21 protein-coding genes, 1 tRNA gene and 1 riboswitch are annotated in these 18,734 nt (G+C 44.8%); of the genes, 5 read left to right on the top strand and 17 right to left on the bottom strand.

The annotated features are described in order from the left end of the window. Positions 1 to 14: 14 nt before the first annotated feature. The 13 genes from J2T16_RS09435 to J2T16_RS09375 form a co-directional block, all read right to left on the bottom strand. Positions 15 to 2,243, bottom strand: coding sequence for a hypothetical protein (locus J2T16_RS09435; protein WP_341181752.1), 2,229 nt, complete (start codon positions 2,241 to 2,243; stop codon positions 15 to 17). Then, entirely contained in the window at positions 2,224 to 2,898 is a 675-nt protein-coding gene (locus J2T16_RS09430; RefSeq protein ID WP_499018221.1) for a TadE/TadG family type IV pilus assembly protein, read from the bottom strand. Before J2T16_RS09430 ends, J2T16_RS09435 begins: the two co-directional genes overlap by 20 nt. Next, entirely contained in the window at positions 2,882 to 3,058 is a 177-nt protein-coding gene (locus J2T16_RS09425; protein ID WP_090918085.1) for a Flp1 family type IVb pilin, read from the bottom strand. Before J2T16_RS09425 ends, J2T16_RS09430 begins: the two co-directional genes overlap by 17 nt. A gap of 13 nt (positions 3,059 to 3,071) precedes the next feature. Then, positions 3,072 to 3,926 (bottom strand): type II secretion system F family protein, encoded by an 855-nt coding sequence (locus J2T16_RS09420; RefSeq protein ID WP_499018220.1) that lies wholly within the window; start codon positions 3,924 to 3,926, stop codon positions 3,072 to 3,074. 27 nt (positions 3,927 to 3,953) lie between these two features. Continuing rightward, entirely contained in the window at positions 3,954 to 4,712 is a 759-nt protein-coding gene (locus tag J2T16_RS09415; RefSeq protein WP_336120822.1) for a type II secretion system F family protein, read from the bottom strand. 166 nt (positions 4,713 to 4,878) lie between these two features. Further along, positions 4,879 to 6,174, bottom strand: coding sequence for a TadA family conjugal transfer-associated ATPase (locus J2T16_RS09410; protein WP_499018218.1), 1,296 nt, complete (start codon positions 6,172 to 6,174; stop codon positions 4,879 to 4,881). A 45-nt stretch (positions 6,175 to 6,219) separates the two neighbouring features. Beyond that, positions 6,220 to 7,512, bottom strand: a complete 1,293-nt coding sequence (locus J2T16_RS09405) for a P-loop NTPase family protein (protein WP_308722540.1) — start codon at positions 7,510 to 7,512, stop codon at positions 6,220 to 6,222. A gap of 159 nt (positions 7,513 to 7,671) precedes the next feature. After that, positions 7,672 to 8,055 (bottom strand): VOC family protein, encoded by a 384-nt coding sequence (locus tag J2T16_RS09400; RefSeq protein WP_154958501.1) that lies wholly within the window; start codon positions 8,053 to 8,055, stop codon positions 7,672 to 7,674. A 226-nt stretch (positions 8,056 to 8,281) separates the two neighbouring features. Further along, a complete protein-coding gene (locus J2T16_RS09395; RefSeq protein ID WP_154890885.1) occupies positions 8,282 to 9,139 on the bottom strand; it encodes a DUF6612 family protein in 858 nt (285 codons plus the stop codon). 131 nt (positions 9,140 to 9,270) lie between these two features. After that, the gene (locus J2T16_RS09390; protein ID WP_308722539.1) at positions 9,271 to 9,693 is read right to left on the bottom strand and encodes a thiol-disulfide oxidoreductase DCC family protein; all 423 of its coding nucleotides are present in this window, start codon (positions 9,691 to 9,693) and stop codon (positions 9,271 to 9,273) included. A gap of 149 nt (positions 9,694 to 9,842) precedes the next feature. Next, complete coding sequence (locus J2T16_RS09385; protein WP_090918103.1) at positions 9,843 to 10,121, bottom strand: hypothetical protein; 279 nt, start codon at positions 10,119 to 10,121, stop codon at positions 9,843 to 9,845. Between the two features lie 104 nt (positions 10,122 to 10,225). Beyond that, a complete protein-coding gene (locus J2T16_RS09380) occupies positions 10,226 to 10,471 on the bottom strand; it encodes a zinc ribbon domain-containing protein (protein WP_090918105.1) in 246 nt (81 codons plus the stop codon). A 251-nt stretch (positions 10,472 to 10,722) separates the two neighbouring features. Next, on the bottom strand, positions 10,723 to 11,142 hold the full coding sequence (locus tag J2T16_RS09375) for an organic hydroperoxide resistance protein (RefSeq protein ID WP_090918107.1): 420 nt from the start codon (positions 11,140 to 11,142) through the stop codon (positions 10,723 to 10,725). A gap of 397 nt (positions 11,143 to 11,539) precedes the next feature. Between J2T16_RS09375 and J2T16_RS09370 the strand changes: the two genes are divergently transcribed. Then, entirely contained in the window at positions 11,540 to 12,898 is a 1,359-nt protein-coding gene (locus J2T16_RS09370) for an Nramp family divalent metal transporter (RefSeq protein WP_308722538.1), read from the top strand. Positions 12,899 to 13,028: 130 nt separating this feature from the next. On the opposite strand, the gene J2T16_RS09365 is transcribed toward J2T16_RS09370, so the two are convergent. Continuing rightward, positions 13,029 to 13,727, bottom strand: a complete 699-nt coding sequence (locus J2T16_RS09365) for an HAD family hydrolase (RefSeq protein ID WP_221790207.1) — start codon at positions 13,725 to 13,727, stop codon at positions 13,029 to 13,031. 157 nt (positions 13,728 to 13,884) lie between these two features. Further along, positions 13,885 to 14,313 (bottom strand): hypothetical protein, encoded by a 429-nt coding sequence (locus J2T16_RS09360; RefSeq protein ID WP_090918114.1) that lies wholly within the window; start codon positions 14,311 to 14,313, stop codon positions 13,885 to 13,887. A gap of 118 nt (positions 14,314 to 14,431) precedes the next feature. Next, a riboswitch (cyclic di-AMP (ydaO/yuaA leader) is annotated at positions 14,432 to 14,607 on the bottom strand. A gap of 378 nt (positions 14,608 to 14,985) precedes the next feature. Here J2T16_RS09360 and J2T16_RS09355 point away from each other — a divergent pair. Continuing rightward, positions 14,986 to 15,465 (top strand): glutathione peroxidase, encoded by a 480-nt coding sequence (locus J2T16_RS09355; protein WP_123063300.1) that lies wholly within the window; start codon positions 14,986 to 14,988, stop codon positions 15,463 to 15,465. Between the two features lie 204 nt (positions 15,466 to 15,669). On the opposite strand, the gene J2T16_RS09350 is transcribed toward J2T16_RS09355, so the two are convergent. Then, positions 15,670 to 15,752, bottom strand: a tRNA-Leu gene (locus J2T16_RS09350). 461 nt (positions 15,753 to 16,213) lie between these two features. Between J2T16_RS09350 and J2T16_RS09345 the strand changes: the two genes are divergently transcribed. The 3 genes from J2T16_RS09345 (at position 16,214) to J2T16_RS09335 (ending at position 18,046) form a co-directional block, all read left to right on the top strand. After that, the gene (locus J2T16_RS09345; protein WP_167375681.1) at positions 16,214 to 16,915 is read left to right on the top strand and encodes an urease accessory protein UreF; all 702 of its coding nucleotides are present in this window, start codon (positions 16,214 to 16,216) and stop codon (positions 16,913 to 16,915) included. 266 nt (positions 16,916 to 17,181) lie between these two features. Continuing rightward, positions 17,182 to 17,385: a Rha family transcriptional regulator gene (locus J2T16_RS09340; protein ID WP_090918120.1), complete on the top strand. Its 204-nt coding sequence runs from the start codon at positions 17,182 to 17,184 to the stop codon at positions 17,383 to 17,385. A gap of 34 nt (positions 17,386 to 17,419) precedes the next feature. After that, on the top strand, positions 17,420 to 18,046 hold the full coding sequence (locus J2T16_RS09335; protein ID WP_221790206.1) for a nitrogen regulation protein NR(II): 627 nt from the start codon (positions 17,420 to 17,422) through the stop codon (positions 18,044 to 18,046). Between the two features lie 89 nt (positions 18,047 to 18,135). On the opposite strand, the gene J2T16_RS09330 is transcribed toward J2T16_RS09335, so the two are convergent. Further along, complete coding sequence (locus tag J2T16_RS09330; RefSeq protein WP_221790227.1) at positions 18,136 to 18,561, bottom strand: helix-turn-helix domain-containing protein; 426 nt, start codon at positions 18,559 to 18,561, stop codon at positions 18,136 to 18,138. Positions 18,562 to 18,734: the final 173 nt, after the last annotated feature.

The raw sequence follows: 18,734 nt of genomic DNA, 5'->3' as shown, positions 1-18,734 counted from the left end.
ATGTTTTCACGTGTTCAATAGGAATAATCCGCCTTCCGTTCAATGAAAAAGCGTCCATCTTGTACTTGATCCTCACTGCCCATAACAGCGCCTATACTTCGCATAATTCCAGGCAAAAACCATAGCTTGATGCTGCTGCGCATCTGACCGGAAGCATAAGTTTGTTTCTCATCCGGGTTAGCTCCCGTATTCAATCGGATCAAGGCTAACATTCGGGACATTTTGCGATCATTATTGCTATGCATAAGCAGGAACAATCTAAGGTGATCCCTGTATGTCAGCTTCACCTTGATATATTTGGATAATTCAACATTGCCGTCCTTCGCCAGCTTCACCATATCTTCTATTGCATGCGTGATTCCATACAGGATCGCGGCAGACAGCACAAGAAGCGGATTCCCAAGCTTACTATTCTCACTTAGTCCTTCAGCTGTACGAATCGCCAGACGCATTCCGAAGACCTCCGCATATGCAGATGCGATGTTACCTGAAGGGTTATGAAAACCGTATAGGATATACTCCAGCTCCTGATTCTCCAGTTTGAACACGTCATTAACATCTCCACTACCTTCCGTCCAGGAGAACAATTGACCAAAATCCATGGAATTAAAGTAAGCAAGCGCATATTCATTCTGAAACAACTCATCGCCAAGTTGTCCGAGTAGTCCTGACATCCCTCCAAACAGGTGATCCATTCCCTTCATGGCATTTCCACCGGAATCATACGGATCACTCGCAATCTCTGTCTTTTCCGCTCGCTCAGAGTTTTTTTGATTGAACGCTATGTTGGCCTCATAAAATTGTTCCAACTGTTTGAATGTCTGCACGGAACCGGAACTTCCGTTTTCTATCCGGCTGAATATCCGTTTGATTTCCTTCAACTTCCCTTTGGACTGCTTGTCATTCTCTTTACGCTGGGCATCCGATCCACGGCCGTTTTCAAGTTCCTGTTGGCTCTGTGTGATAAGATTGGAAGGGCCTGTTCTCCCAAAAGAATTCATATAACGTTCCGTAGTCTGACTTGCCTGCCTGACCGCAGGTTTAATTGGAACACTACTCATACCCGTCACACTCCGAAGCTGGGTATTGAGTTCCATGCTATCTTTTCGCACGCCAGAGAAGTCTTCATTTTGAGAAATCACACGAGATTTTATCCGATCAAATAGAGCATCTTCCCTGACAAGCTCGGAAGCGAGCGAACGAGTACTTTTGGCTTCATTGCCGGAACCCGCAGATGTCGGACTCGTTCCAGGAAGGGTAGAGCTACCCACGTTGTCATAACCGGCATTCTCGGAACGATTTTCTCCTTCCGCAATCACTCGTTTCATTTCTTCATTAATTTCACGTGCCTCTTCGATCTTGTCCTGTGCTTCCAATAGTTTGGTCTTATGCGCCTCTAGCGCTGGTTGCATCAACATGCTGATTCCTGTAACAATCTGATTTACACCTGTCCGGTAACGCCCCAATTCCAATATGTACAGCTGTTCATTGAAAGGCAGTCCCTCGTCTGCTTGTTTCTTGCTTAAGTAATCGGCATAACGTGCAGCCGCTTCTGCCGCTGTCTCTGGCGCTGTCTCAAGCATTTCTTCATAGATGGCCTGGGCTGGCGGTTTCATGATCAAGTCTGGAAGTTTCATTACCTTATCGGCAGATTCAATCTGATTCCCGACCGCTTCATCCAGCAATTTCTCACGTTTGTCATAGAGCTTTTGTAATTTCTTCAACAGATCTACGGTATGTGCTGCTTCCTTCATCTCCTCTGACATCGGTTTGAATCGATTAATCACTTCAATAGCAAAATCAACCGGCGCTCTATACTTCATGTCTTCCTGGATTTGACGATTAAAAATATCATACCTGCCCAGTTCACGTTCCATACCGAGTGAAGTGGTGTCCCATTGAATATCCAGAATCGGGAAACCATCCTTTACGGAAGAAGGTTTCACACTATCATTCAACACTTTGGCCATAATGGCATCTCCGCTACTGTCGCCATATGCAAACAAACCATACTCCCGAAGCGATGTATCATAAGCTGACATAACGGATCTCATTGCGGCATGTGCCATCCGCTCCGTCTGTACTTTGAAGGCAGCAATTCTCGCATAATCAATAAAAATTGCCACAAACATATACACTCCAGCCAGAATCAAAATCAGAAATAACGTTACAGCTCCAGCTTCACCATCTTTTTTTCTAAACAGTGCCTCCCTCCCCCTTTGCTCATTTTTCGTTTTTACCAAAATGCTGTATAACTTGCCCTGCCTCCACAGCTGAAGTCGCTTCCTTTCCACCTTTTCCTTTAAACTTGGCACCGTAATAACGGATCAAATCCACCGTTCGGATGAATTCAACCGGTTCTACAACAGCAGAGGAGCCCTTCGTGAGTACAAGATTGCCGGAATCAAACAACAATGAGGGCAGAGGCAACGATATAACCTGCTCTAGCTCAGTTGTTACCTTCCGCTGGATCAATGCATTTTGATATGTCATTGTGCCCTTCATGGCTGAAGGCATATGGCTAGATGCTTGTGCTAGTTTTTTTTCCGAAAGATTGCCACCTTCTGATTCAGGTATAGAAACGCTAACCTCATTACCCGCTCCCGCCCAACCAAACAATACTCCTAACAGCCGATCATCGCTTAACCGCCAGTACAAGTGATCATATTCCCCGGAAGCATATTCGCCTGTCAGCGCCTGTTTGTGACTATTATCCCAACTGTAGGCAGCTCGTTCAGAAGCCGCATAAGCATGCTGGTTTAAAAACGTTTTTTGGTACATGTACATCGTGAAGAACAGCAGCAACACCAGGATAAATAATATGATCGGGAAGACCAGGGAAGCTTCGACAGTGAAGCTCCCTTCTTCCTTTCTAAAACGTCTACTCAAAAAACTCATCACTTTTGCTACTGACATTAACCAGCAGTCTTGTTACCAACTTTTTAATCTGGTCTTTGAAGATCAACGCTATAATGATAATTACACCAATAATCAGAATCAGTTCCAGCGTACCCAGACCCTCTTCTTCTTTCCAAAATGCCGCTACCTTGTTCTTCATCCCAATTTCCCTCCTACATGTTCATCATCATAAAAGCTGGCGCACCGATCATGATCACGATTGTAAAAAAGATCAGCACCATCGGAAACACTAATTTCGAAGAGGCCTGCTCTCCCTTGGCCCGGCTAACCGCCTTGCGTTTCTCCCACAATACATGTGACAGATCCCGCAGTGCCAATACAAAGTCACCTCCTCCACGCCGGAAATTCAGTAAAACTGTCGTTGTAAAAATCGTTACTTCCTGCACACCACATCGGCGGCTGAACTGCTCTAAAGATTGCTGAAACGAGTATCCGTTATTCCAGTCCCCTGCCGCTCTCCGCAATTCGTTGTACAAGGGATGATTCCGTTCGCCCTGGCTATTCACACTATGGTTGATTGCACGTTGTACTGTTTCCCCTGCCCCAACCAAGAGCACAATTCGATTAAGCAGTTCAGGGAGCTCTATAAGGATATCTTGGTCTCTTCGCTTCACCTTGGTGTAAAGATCCTTATACATCGCAAACGGTAAAGCAATTGCAAGAACGACTCCACCAGCTAATGCTCCCGTGCCTACCTCCCTCACGAGGGATAGTAAACATCCTGACAGCAACACTAGCCATGAGTACGTCAACATTTCAGCACAATAGAGTAGCGTTTTCTCACCGCTATGTTGTATGCCATGCATCTTCTGGATCGCGTGCTGCATCCGAAACATAAGTACAGGTAATCTGCGGCCGATCTCGAACTTGTCGAGCATAAACAGAAACGGAGCATGCATTTTTTTCAAACGTAATCCTTCCATATGCAGCTTTCGTAAATGCTTGTAAGTTTTCCCACGGGTTCGATCAAGCACAATCCAGCCCGCACTAAGTACTCCTCCAATCATGAGGGGAAACAGCATCTTTTCATCTCCTCACACTTTGATATCCATAATGCGATGAATCCATAGATAACAGCAGACCAGCACAGCAAGCGCACCTGTAGAAATGAGATATCCGAGCCCGCTGTATAGTGGTTCCATAAAATCTTTGGCGGTCAGGTTGAGAAATAACAAAAAAATGAAGGGTGCCGCAAACATCACTTTGGATTCAAATCTTTTCTGTGCCACAGCAACCATGATGTCCTGTTGAATATCCAGCTTTTCTCCAATCACTGCGGAGGTACGACGAACCACTTCCACCAGATCACCTCCCGTTCGTTTACAAGTAATAAACACGTCTGCGAAATTCGTAATATCTTCAATCTGTGCCCTTTCCGAAAAATCCTGCAACGCCTCTTCAATCGGCTGACCGTATTCCATGCGTGTCCGCAATATAGTGAACTCTCGAATCAAATCGGTATCAGCTTCAGGGTTCAACATCCGCAGGTCTTCAACGGATTCCTTAAAACCGTTTTCCACTGACTTCCCGGCCGCCAGGGCCGAGGATAGTGCATACAGAGCTTGCTTGAAATGCAGACTAAGTGTCATCCTTCTGCGTTCCAGTAGCACCTTTGTCCAAAACCTGGGCACCCATATACAACCAGCAGCCAGTATCGTGCCTGCCAACCAGTGATGATAAAACAACAAGCCAACACCGAAAAATAAACATCCGCTGACCAGCATACAGACCAAGCGTTGTCTTGAGCTAAGTGTATATACGGTATAATTCGTTAATGCTTGCTTGCCCTGCACCGCCCTCTGCACCCTCTTTCTCTCACAACATGGTTTGGAACTTCCCAAAATCGTTAACAACAAGATAGGTCACATCAAAAACATTAAATCATAGTTGTTATAAGACGTTTTTCTTTTCCACTCACCTTGTATCCCATCCTATAGCTCGCTTTATTTTCATAGCTTACTACTTGTTTTCTGGTCCGGCCTGCTCAGCTAATTGTTCTATGTATCCTTCAAGCCACTCTCCAAGTCCGGCCATATGAATCTTATCCACCTTGGTCAGGTTGCCCACCCGGATGAGTCCACCAATGATACGCCCTTCCCGTTCCTCCTGCTCCTGAAATCGAAACAACGGGGTCAGAAGCACTTCACCATGACGTAAACCTATCACTTCACTGATTTCCGTCACACGACGTGAACGGTCTCGAAGCCGGGAAAGATGTACAAAAATATCGATGGCCGAGCTAATCTGCTGTCTTACAACAGTAATGGGAAGTTCCGCTCCACTAAGGACCATCGTTTCAAGTCTACTGATCATGTCCGAGATCGTATTTGCGTGACCAGTAGACAAGCTCCCATCGTGGCCCGTGTTCATCGCCTGTAGCATATCCAGCGCTTCCGCTCCCCGTACTTCCCCAATGACAATCCGGTTTGGACGCATCCGTAGGGAGGACTTGATCAAATCCCTGATGGATATCAGACCTTTTCCTTCTGTATTGGCATTTCTGGTCTCCAGAGAGACGAGATTGGGCACAGTCACGATCTGTAACTCCGCTGAATCCTCAATCGTAATAACCCGCTCATCAGCAGGGATGAACTGGGATAACGCGTTCAGAAAAGTCGTTTTCCCCGAACCTGTACCTCCCCCGATAAAAATGTTGTATTTGCTCCGCACTAACTGCTGTAATAACTCGGCTGCTTCCTCATGCAAGGCCCCCTTCTCAATCAGATCAGACATCTTCATCGGCTCACTGGGAAACTTCCGGATCGTCATCGTTGGCCCCTTTAGCGCAATAGGCGGAAGCACAATGTTGACCCGTGAACCGTCCTTCAGGCGGGCATCCACAATGGGGGAAGATTCATTGACGATGCGGTTCACACCAGACACGATTATTTGAATAATATCCTCCAACCGCTCTCTGGACTCGAATTGCAGTGGAATCTGTCTGACCTCCCCTTCTTGTTCCACAAATATCTCCCGATGACTGTTGATCATAATCTCCGTAATGTCCGGGTGATCCACCAGAGGTTGTAGAATATCCAATCCGCGAAAAGAATCGTACAATCGTTGCACCAACTCATGGCGCTCACCTGAAGTCAAATCTTCCAGGCCCGAATCACCGAGAACTTTTCTCTCAATCCCATGCCACAACTCCTCATCCCCGGCAGAAGAAGTCATATCGAGCGAAGCTCGGACCTCTCTGCGAAGCATTTGAAATTGTTCTTCACGGTCTGTGATGTTCCATAAATGATCTGTCATAACTCCCCAGGCTCCTCCTGTATAAAAATGCATCCTGTCTTGCGGCTAGCCACCTCCTTCAGCCTGAATCAGCAATTCACACAATCTCTTTACTTCACGCTGGAAGATCGGTGAACTCAGCATGACCTCTTCCTGATTCATCTGTTTCCAAGAAGGAATATAAGGCAACACTGCATCCACATACAGATCAGGTCTTGGCAATGGATTGATCACTTGCTCCCGATATTTGTTGATGACAAAATACGTACGCTCCAGCATACTTCCTAACAGTTCTGTTCGGTTACGCTCGTTATGCTGAAGCCATTGTCCCCATCGATGCATCGCGGCGATATCATCTTCTACTAACCAGACGAAGGTATCTGCCGTTTTCAGGATGCCATCACTACGTTCATCCCAGCCTGAGTCTCCGTCCAGAATCAACACTTCATATTGCCCGGAATCGGTCAGATACCGGATGAGATCCACTGTATCCGCTTTAGACATCTGTAACATTTCCTTACGGTTGGCTAACGGCCAGAACACATCCGCCTTTAATGCCTCATGCCCAACAACATACTCAACTATTGTTTTCATTTGTCCTGTTACCGAGATATCCGAATAAGTAGCAGACGCTATATCTGTATGTGCATCCGTACTTTTCCTTCCCCCCGCACTTCTATCTTGTGTAGGACCTTGATTCAGGCTACGCCGCTGCGTCTGTAACTGACCACCCGCTACCTCCCTTTTACAGGCTTTCAGATCATATAGTAGTCGTGATAAACCTGTCTCTGCTTCCACATGATGCTGACTGCCCTGCCGTAACCCTCTCTCCAGGAAAGGAAATGAGCTGTCCAGAGTCTCCAGATTGAGATACAACACAGAATACCCAGCGAGTCCAAGTTGCTTCGCCATATGCAGAGCTACGGCTGTTTTGCCACTCCCACCCGATGCCGATAATACACCGATGGTTAATGTTTCTTGACCCGAATGTCGACTCCGCTTACTACGTGGTTGCCTGCAAGCCCTCCTGACGGCTTCAAGCAACGCAGGCAACGGCTGATACTTCATGAGTCGCTTCGCCTCGTGCCCTTCGTCAGCTCCTTCGCTAAGCATAAGCCATGGGATACCTGAGACATCCCCACCATTCATCAACCAAGGGTTTAAAAACTCAGGTTCAGCGATGATCAGATCAGGTAGCTCTTGTTCATCCAGTTCATCCATATGATTCCTGAATGCTTCCCACTGTGAAAAAGCGATGAATCGCATCGTGGAGCTTGACGAACTACGCTGTACATAGTCAAGCCAAGCTTGGATATAATCTTTATCCCTCGATACCAGCATTGCCTTAAGGACAATCAATTACGTTTCCCTCCCATCAAAAAAAAGCACAAAAAACACCGCCCATTTCCCGCATGAAATTGCAGGATATGGACGGTGCTTCCGTCACGTGCTATGAATGTATGCACACTATAACATACAATTTCTGGACGAGCAAGGGATTTATTCTAACCATCTCACTTAAGAACCATAAGGCGCTCCAAATTCAATGATATTTCGATCCGGATCAAGGATAAAAATCTGAGCGAATCCAGCCACACTATCTGGTCTAGCTTCATATTCAATACCTTGCTCTTCCAGCCAAGCTAGCGTCTCCGAATAACTGACCACCCAAAGTGCAAAATGTCCGTCGGTTGTATCAATCCCCGCTTCCCGCAGCGTATGACCTTCCGGATGTTGCAACAGATGAAGTTGCTGACTGCCGATCGCATACCACGCACCCGTGGAACGAAACGGAGGACGCTCAATCTCCTGCATTCCGAGCAAACCCGAATAGAATTTTTTTGCGGTTTCCAAATTACGAACAGCCAGACTTACGTGATGAATATGTGCATATTTGATCATCTCGGTATCCCCTTCCCATTAAAACAATGATGAATTAACCTTACGCAACCACATGTTTACAATCACGGCTGATCCTTTTACAAATGACCAAATTTAAAAAATAAATCATACAAGTCCATATTATAACACTCTAAAGAACTTCCAAAATCAAAAAAACACCCCTGATCCTTATCCGGTCTACCCACAGGTATTCCGAAGTAAGAATCAAAGGTGTTTCAGGCTTTACTTATTTTGCGCTGTCCAAAGCCTCTTGCGGGATTTTGATTTCTGCAACTTTGTCATGGTTGGAGAACGAAGTGTCCATTTTCATGTCCATCGTCATTTTCTGATTGTTTTGCTCCATCTCCATCACCATCTCTACATCGATCTTCTCCATAAGAGACGTCTCTTTGTTAATCAAATATTTCATCTTCATGCTCTTAATGTTCATTTGATCAAGCATAGCCTGCATTTGAGCATCTGAACCGTTTTGTTCCATAACGGATTTAGCCAATTCCTTGACATTGTCACCCGATACATCTGCGTTCAGGACATAGTTGTCGCCCTCTTCAGTGATCTTAACGTCTTCTTTTACTTTTTTGAATTGGTCCAGCTCTTTTTCCGGGTTCATGCTAGCTTTCAATTGTTCGATGAGCGCCTTCGTTTGCTCTTCTGGGATCGCTACCCACTGGTCCCCCACTTGGGAGTAAATTTTGTCTGAAGTAATATACTGTTTTACGTTTTGCTTTTGTCCAGACATATCCAGTTCCATCTCTTGATAGATCATCATTGGATCTTTAATGATATCCATTTTCAAAGACGTTTTTACTTGCTGATCTTGAGATTGCTCACCAGCATCCACTTTAATTTTTTGATCAATGTTAGCTTCTGTAGTGAAGCTTTTCAGCGCTTTCGTTGCTTCACCTGTTTTGGCAAGCAATTCATCCAGTGTTGGAACAGCCGCATTCTGCTCCGCTGTATTGTTGCTTTCAGTCGTTGTTTCATTACCTGCTGGCGGCGTTGCAGATTTATCTGTGTCGTTTCCGCATGCTGCCAAGCTTACTGCCAATAATGCCCCAATAATCATTGTCGTCCACTTCTTCAAGTTGTTATCCTCCCAATAATGTAAAAAATAATGTAACCCACAGTAATTACCCAGTAATTGCCGATATTAATCACCTTACATGAAACTTCTTTCTTATGGAAGCTTATCCTTGAAAACTGATACTTTTATACTTATAAAAATCGATCTTTAGTCTCGGGTGTAGGCAACATACATGCATCGTCCTTCCCAAACCAGCGGTACCGATTGCGCGCAACCCAGTTGTATACTGCATTACGAATGAATTTGGGCACAATAACAAACACATAGAGTAGCGGATAAGGAAACTTGAGACCTTTGGCCAACCTTAACGCTGCTGTGGAGCGTGTATAGTATTTTCCATTTTCAATCAATACAAACGTATCCATGCTGTCAGTTCTCAGACCACCCTTCTCCAGCAATCCTTTCGCCACATCCGACTGAAGTGAAGCAAAATGATATTTCGCCTTCGGATCACGCTTGATAATCCATTTGGTTAACCCCTGGCAGAAGTGACAAACGCCGTCTACAAGAACAATCGGGTGTCCCTGATGCTTATCCTCTTGGTCTACTGTCATATGATCGTGGCCTCCTATATGGTGCTGTTAGATTACTTACCCATTTTGAGCCAACTTTCCTCGCCTAACCTAAATTTGATCCACCAATCTCTCTGGCAAAATAGAAAAAAAGCGCAGGCTCAGTGCCTACGCTCATAACTGTCCGACAATTACTCAGCCAGTGCTTTTTCCATCCACTCGTCGTTAATCATTTGTTGATGCAGGTCACCTGACCATTGATCCATACATTTGCAGATGAAGTCTTTACGACATACAGGACAAGGTGTTTTCTGCAGACGGCTGATCGCAGTCATTTTCCAATCCGGAGATTTGGAGTAGAATACACGGCACTGTGTACCATCCACCAGTTTCATCGTAAATTCGTACAATCCGTCTTTTTCGTTTTTGCTGGCTACTTGCAGTTGTGCAATGCTTGGTCTATAAGACATGGATATCACCCGTGAATTCAAATTTGGTTCATGCTAATGACACTGACACTTTCAGTACTAAATCATATTAAAGAAATTTCAGGTCGATGTCAACTCACGCATGTCTATCCGCCGAACAGAATATCCAGAATCGTGCCAACTTGTCCCTGTTTCTTGCCTTTCAACACGTCCGGGTTAAACACTTCCACATATCCACAGGCCGTACAGCCTACAAACAAATAATGGTTATGCTGAATATCAAACACCTTACTGAGCCCCGCTCCTGACATAGAGACTTCTTTAATGTTGCATTCCGTACCCCGGCATTTGGTGCATACAAATTTCCTCTCAATCATCTCTTCAATACTCATCGCCGTTCCCCCTTAATGGAATATGTGGCATGAAGTGACTGTACGTTTATGTAAAAGAGTACGACTTAATACGGAGAAATCCTCCTCCGCTTTCAGATTAGGTGAATTCTCAGGTGATATATGTTGGAAAACAAAACCCTGCTGAGCTACCAGCAGGGCTTGTGTGCTTGAAGATCAGATATCACTGGATACCTTGCTCTTTGTTTTACCTGTGCCTTTCAAAGAGAAAAAGCCAGGGATTCTCCTATCTATTAGACAACGTTGAGTACAACGTCGATGTTGCCGCGGGTTGCTTTTGAATACGGACAGAAGTCATGCGCCTTGCGGGCAAGATCCTCAGCCTGACTGTGATCCACTCCCGGCATACTCACATCCAGACGAACCGCTAGCTTGAATCCGTCATCTGTTGGATCTTTGCCGATCGATACGTTGCTGGTTACAACGACATTCTCCAATTTCACACCTGCTTTGCGTGCCACGTTAGCCAGAGCGCTCTCGTAACATGCACCGTATCCAGCTGCAAAAAGTTGCTCGGGATTTGTACCTTCTCCACCAGCACCGCCAAGTTCTTTCGGCATTTTCAGATCATGTTGCAGTACACCGTCCGAAGAAGCCACCGAACCTGTTCGTCCACCTTTTACTGTCGCTGTTGCTGTATATAAAGCTTCCATCAGAATCTCTCCTTCGTTAATAAAGTTTTGACTGCCTACAATTCATTTTAAACTTCTGGCTCGATTTGAAACGTCTGATTGTGTACTTTATCAGCTTTTACATTTGGCTACATTTCATGCGTACGTGATAAAAGTCGTATCTTTTTACGAAATGGGTACGATATAAAGAGGCTCTTCGAAAAATTCTCCTTTTTTTTGTCCGACTACACAAAAGTTGCACTAGACAAAAATTATTGAGGGTGTACAATGTAAACATGAACATAAAATTTTAGATATATGAGCACTCGTATTTATCCCGTTTATTTGCCACAGCATTTGTGCTAGAGCACATCCTAAAAATGAATTTATTCCGGCTACAGGCCGGCCACATCTTATTGTAAAGTCAGGTGATCCATGTATGAGTCAAAAAAATCCGTTCAATTCTCCATCCAGCGAATATGCGTCTGCTTCCGCAGCTACGATGGCCCCCTCGCTAGGTGAGGCACACAGTTCCATGAAAGTACCCAAAAATGCGGCATGGTGGAAAAAGTTCCTCGCCTTTGTCGGCCCAGGGTATCTTGTCGCTGTTGGTTATATGGACCCCGGCAACTGGGCTACGGATATCGCAGGCGGCTCGCAATTCGGTTATACGTTATTGTCCGTCATCCTTTTTTCCAACATGATGGCCGTGGTGCTTCAATCCCTCGCAGGCAAGCTAGGTATTGTCACTGGGCGTGATCTCGCCCAAGCCTGTCGTGAACGCTTCAGCGCTCCCGTTGTCATGATGTTATGGATTCTATGTGAACTGGCTATCGCGGCTACGGATCTCGCCGAAGTCATCGGCTCAGCAATCGCTCTTAAACTTTTGTTTAACATTCCCATGTTGTACGGTGTGATTATTACCGCAGTGGATGTATTACTCATTCTCGTACTACAAAACAAAGGATTCCGTGCACTGGAAACACTCGTCATCGTGCTGATGGCAACCATTGCTCTTTGTTTCGGCATCGACCTATTTTTGGCGAAACCGGATATGGGCGGTGTTCTTCACGGATTCGTTCCTAGCACCGAAATTTTGCAAAACCCGGCCATGCTCTACATCGCCATTGGCATCATCGGGGCTACCGTTATGCCGCACAATCTGTATCTGCATTCATCCATTGTGCAGACCCGCCAGATTGAGCAGACGACTCAGGGTAAAAGAGAAGCTATCCGCTACACCACACTGGATTCAACCATTGCTTTGACGTTAGCTCTGTTCATTAACGCAGCCATCCTGATCGTATCTGCAGCTGTATTCCACAGCGCGGGCATGACACAGGTAGCAGAGATATCCGATGCATATCATCTGCTAACCCCACTGCTTGGTACAACGATCGCCAGTGTCTTGTTCGGCGTAGCTTTGCTCGCATCCGGTCAGAACTCAACCCTTACAGGCACGCTTGCAGGACAGATCGTCATGGAGGGCTTCCTGAATATCCGTATCCCGGCGTGGTTGCGTAGACTTGTTACTCGACTGATTGCCATCATCCCTGCTGTTATCGTCACTGCTATTGCCGGTGAGCACGGCACTGAAGAGTTGCTGATCTTGAGTCAGGTCATCCTGTCCCTGCAACTGCCATTCGCCGTCATCCCACTTGTGATGTTCACAAGTGACAAAAAAAGCATGGGGCCTTTTGCAAACAAACTGTGGCTCAAAATTGTCTCTTGGGCTATTGCCGCTATCATCGTTGTGCTGAATGTGTATTTGATTATTCAGACCATCATGCTGTTCTAGTTTATATATGAAAAGGCCGATTCGCTGTTGGTATTGATCCCAACGCAAATCGGCCTTCTTTGTATCATTATTGTGATACGCTCTAATACCCTCATACCTTTAATCTACCCCACACGATCTAACCTGAGACTCATATAGATTTGCCTGCATCCTCATCGGGTATGAGTAGCGGCAGCAGTTCATCTAGGGACTCCACCGTCCAATCTGCACGCTCGTCATCCGAAAGCTCTGGCTGGAACCTTCCGTATCCTTGCAAAATGCGAATGGTGCGTAAGCCTAAACTACGTGCTGGCATAATATCATTATCAATTCGATCTCCAATCATAACCGCTTCTTCCGGCGCGCATCCAGCTTGCTTCAGAGCAACCGCATACAACTCCGGATCAGGCTTGGACACCCCTTCTTCTGCCGAACAGGCCAGGACATGGACATATTTACGAAGTCCGTAGCTTTCCAGCCTCGCTTCAGTCCCAGGACTCTGATTCGCAATGATGCCAATGCGATAGTGATGCGAAAGCTGTTCAAGCACCTTGGTTGCAGAAGGAAACGGTTGCTCCAATTCTTTATGGAATTTCAGCTTGTCCTGAATCTGAATGCGGTGATCTTCATCATGAATATATGTACGTATGGCCACTTTCATGGGCCACTGTTCATAATTACGGTAACAGGTAGCAAACAGTTCTCTTACCGCCTCAATCTTTACTGGATAGCCGTAATCATTCGCTTCCCGAACGAATTGCCCAATAATATCATCTACAGGCTCCCATTCGTCCACCAGCGTATCCCCCACATCAAAAAACAACCACTTCAATCCGGCAATATCCGGCACGCTGATTCCTCCTCGTTAGCTGCAGGTTATCCCTCGCTTCTATACTACCGTACTGTTTCCATAAAAAAAGAAGACCCACGACAAGCATGAGTCTCCTCAAATTCCGTTAGTCTATACCTGCAATTATAACAGGCGTCTTACCTTGGATCAATGTCAATCACAAGCTGCTCACTTCAGCCTCCGGTTTATTGCAGCTATTAAGAAGGAACCCGACTTCTCCATTCAGTGAATACACAATTTTATCGGCGCCCATTCCACGATAAATCCCTTTAGGATGGCTCTGCTCCGTGATCACACACAAGGACTTCGATGTCCAAGAGCGACAAATTTGAAGATAGCGGCATGTCAAGTTCAGACTGTTCTCAAAAATAAATACATTGCCTACACTGCCTTGCGGCAAAAACCATTTCTCAGCAGCTGCTGTATTCATACGGATGACGTGTTCCACGCCAAGACGGCGAAGTTTGCGCTCCTCATCAGCACTGTTCGTCAGAACGGCAAATGGCATTTTTTTATACATCAGCAATTTCACAAATTTACGTCCAGCTTCATTCGGAGCGGTTACCAAAATCATCTCTTTATCCATTCTTCGTTCCTCCCTTGGCGTGAAAAGACAACAAAAAAAGAAGCGTGGGGACCAAGGCCTCCGAAACGCTTCTTAAATAATCCATGACGAAAGCGCCATGAACCAGCGTGCGGTTTGTTGCCTCTCCCTTTAACGCTTACGAGGTTAGCTGACGGATTCGGGCGCGAGAGTCGCCCTATTTCCGGATTTCACCGAAAAATTCACCCCATGAATGTCCGCTGCTGTCATACAGCCCATTCTGTTGGTTCCCCCGTTTTCCATACACAATGAATGGAAACTCAGCGATTAAAACATCGTTCGTAAATCTTGAGTATAAGACCGATCGATATTATCGTTTGTTTCGTTTTTCAGGTACAATTTAATTAAAATTCAAATTACGCTATGAATCATACACCCGTACCATGATCATGTAAAGTGCATACAGATCACCGAATCGCCAGATTTCCGGCAATAACCTTTGATAATAACGCTTACAATGAGGTCATACGCTATCCTTCTCTTCCAAGCTACCTAATTCTCAACCGCACAAAAATTGATTCATGTATTTCTCATCCATTTTGGAGTCCAGCAAGCGAATGGTTATAACAACGCTAAATCCAAATAAGTTTTGCATTATTTAATTGTTTAAAATATAATAAGTATATTAAGAATAACAGGATGGAGGCGTACCCCATGTCAGTCTATGATTACAAAGTAAACACCCTTCGCGGACAAGAGATTGAGATGTCCCAATATCGCGGCAAAGTGTTGTTAATTGTGAATACCGCAAGCCAGTGCGGTCTCACCCCTCAATTCAAGGGCTTGCAAGAGCTTCAGGATAAATTCCAGGATGCTCCGTTTGAAGTGCTTGGATTCCCAAGCAACCAATTCGCGCAGGAAAAAGGATCTTCCGACGATATTGCTGAATTCTGTCAGATGAATTATGGCGTAAGCTTCCCTATGTTTGAAAAAATTGACGTCAATGGTTCAAGCGCTCATCCGCTCTTCCAACACATTACGAAAGAAGCACCAGGCTTGCTCGGTTCCAAAGCCATCAAATGGAACTTCACCAAATTCCTTGTCGATCAGGACGGTAAAGTTGTGAAACGATATGCTCCGCAGACTACACCGGACAAAATCGAAGAGGATATTCAGAAGCTAATTAACAAATAAATATAGACTTTTGAACAAACATATAAACGAAAAAAGCCACCTATAAAGCAAAGAGCCAGAAACTGCTCAAGCTTTTGGGCGGCTTTTTTGCGTCCTCTCTTTTAACACATGTCCTCATCCTAAATAATTCGTCCTTGTTGCTATATGAAAACAAAAAAAGAAGCTCTCCATCACGGAAAGCTTCTCTCGTAAATCTTCATATGATGCGGTCGAGAGGACTCGAACCTCCACGGGCATACGCCCACTACCCCCTCAAGATAGCGTGTCTGCCATTCCACCACGACCGCATGTCGTAAATTATCGGCAACAGAATTGATTATACCGGATTCTTAAACAAAAGTAAAGTCTTTATTAATCACTTTATGAATTACTTTATGAATGACATTTTACTACAACCGGCTTTACTCTAAATTGATAACAGTTCTTCACCCCTTCCTATTCCACACCTCTTGCAAAATTCAGTCATATTTCCTCGAAAATTACATATCATTAATCTGATTCGGCAAAATGGCCAAAGTGATTTTAGACATGGATATATGACACAGATAGAATTTTTAATGTTATATTATATAACACTAATTATGAATTTTATTTAATTAAGTTTTTTATTTTCTCATAAATCATTGACAAAACACGGATATTTATGTGAATATATATATCATATAATTCGGATTTACACATTAAACTTAAGAAAAGATCATCATTTGTAATTAAACATAACACAATAAAGCGCAGGAGGCGAATGATCGTGAACCGTGGGAATAAGCTACTCGATTATGCGAAACTGCTTGATCCCTCTGTCCAGGTGGGAGGATTCACCCATTTCTTCGGCATGGACACCCACATCAAGGAAGGCACTATTCGGACAGCTGAGGAACTTGAATCATTTATGCGTTGCCAGTTACACCCCAGTCTCGTTCGTCTAGAAGGTATGGCTATCAAGGGGATTTACACCGCAACAGATCATAAGGATACTTGGCGAATTGCCCTGATCGACAAACTTGTGCATGTACAGCGAACCCCTCCTGAACTTAGAGAGCAAGCAACAATCATAGGCAAACGTTTAATCAAACTGTCTCGCGCCTTGCATCCTTGGATCGACCTTAGCCCGCTTGAACAAATCTTCGTAAAATACAATTCAGTTGGTTGCCTCCCCACCGTTCACGCCTGGATCAACCACCACCTCGATATCCCCGTCGAAGAGGCGGTTCTCGGCTACTTACATTCAGCCATGAATGCATGCGTATCCGAAGCTTGCAAAGTTATCCCCCTAAATGAAAATGCCACTCGGGAACTGCTGGCTCGCCTGACCGCAGACCTTGAGAATGAATGGACTACCGTGAGCGCCTCCTCACCGGATGCACCCATGCATCCTACGTCCATGTCTATGAAGTCGTTATTCCCCAGCTTCCACATGCTTGGAGCAGGCCTGCACGCTTACAGAGCATAATTCCGCACTCCTCCTCGAAACCTCTTTTTCAGAGCACACCAAAAACACGCCGCAACTCCCCTTGCTGGCGTGTTTTTTTATTTTGTTCAATCAACAAAATGCGAACTTACGTCATTTTAATTCAAAAAATACACTTATTTCCGTATTTTTTAATTGTTAGATGACGAATTTACGTATATAATGTAACTAACAGCACGTATTCCTATCTATTTTACACGAAGAATGACCTGCTGAATACTATAAAATCCACTCAGGGGTGAACCCTATTGAACAAGAAGAAACCAGTCACTCCGTTCGGATGGGCTATCAAACGACGGCTAACCGAACTTCAGGTCGATCAAAAAACCTTTTGCGAACAACATGATATTCCGCCCTACCGTCTATCCAACCTTATTCATGGCACACGCAAAGCAACCCGATTCAGACATCAGGTCGCTGACATTTTGAACATACCAGAGGAACTGAGATAAGAACACTTTCATCATCATAAGGAGGACTTCTCTCATGGGAACCATTACATCCGACCTGGAAAGCCTATCGTTCCAGGCGACCAATCATCAGTTGATCATTATTGATCATCAATGGATGATACGAAGCTGTAACCGGGCCTGGCAGCACGGACTTCATAAACTTTTCATACGTGCAGCCAGCCGCCACAATCATTACCTTCACCTGATGGAAGCATGGGCAGCACAACAGAAAAACCACTATCCAACCAAGTTCGCGAGGTACCTGAGGCATAACGTTGTTCCTTTTAACCAAACCCATACATACGATATCTCTGTTATTACACCACACAACGAAGAGAAATGGTTTCGCGTAGAACTTACTCCCTTACAGAACGGACCTACGACGGATACCAACCTCGCTTTGGTGGCTCACACAGATATTACAGAACAGAAGAAGACAGAACTTCAGCTGCGACAAGCCTTGACTGAAGCTCGTACCCTCCATGGACTACTGCCTATTTGTGCCGTTTGCAAACATATCAAGAATGAATCAGACGAATGGAACAGCGTTGAGCGCTATCTGGAAAAACATACTTCCGCCGAGTTTACACACGACATCTGTCCAGATTGTATCCGCCAGTTGTACCCCAAATACTCCAGTATTCTTGATCAGCATCACTAAACCGATATTTCTACAGAAAAAAAACCTCCCTACTGTCCCGGAAATCATTCCCTTGGGCACAGTGGAGGTTTTTTATCAACCAGAGGCACTTACGTCCCTTCCTGCTCTGACTTATTTTCGCCTTCCGCTTCAGGTTGGTAGCTATAGTTTCCAGAATCTTTACTCTCTTTGAATTTGCGATAACGAGTGAACTCGATATATTCACTAATAAAAGACTGTTCCACAGTCGATAATTCACTCTCTTGGCAATTCAATTGCCGCAACACGTTAAAAAAATAATCTTCCCGCTTTTCCCGCACAATGGCTTCCTTCGATAAACGCCCAATCATCAACCAGTCCAGACTCACATCAAAAAATGAAGCAATTTCAATGAGTTTATTTGTACTCGGGATTGATTTACCACGTTTCCAGTCACCCAAATTGCCTGTGCTTATCTTCAGCTGTTCACAGAAGGCCTTCTTTGTCATCCCTCTTTCGGCAATCAGGTGCTCAATTCGCTCATAGATTGACTGCATGCAAGAACCGCCTTCCAACCGTAATATCAACTTAAATGCCATATGATTGAATTATAGCACAATATTTCTGAATGCTCAGCCTTAATCCATAACAATTTAAGACAAATACACATCCCGACACTAGCACACACAACAATCTTTTTTTTCAAAATCTTCAATCCCTAATTATCTTT

This window comes from Paenibacillus intestini (genome assembly GCF_030803945.1).
Classification (GTDB): Bacteria; Bacillota; Bacilli; order Paenibacillales; family Paenibacillaceae; genus Paenibacillus; species Paenibacillus polysaccharolyticus.
This window is presented reverse-complemented; position numbering and strand designations above follow the sequence as displayed.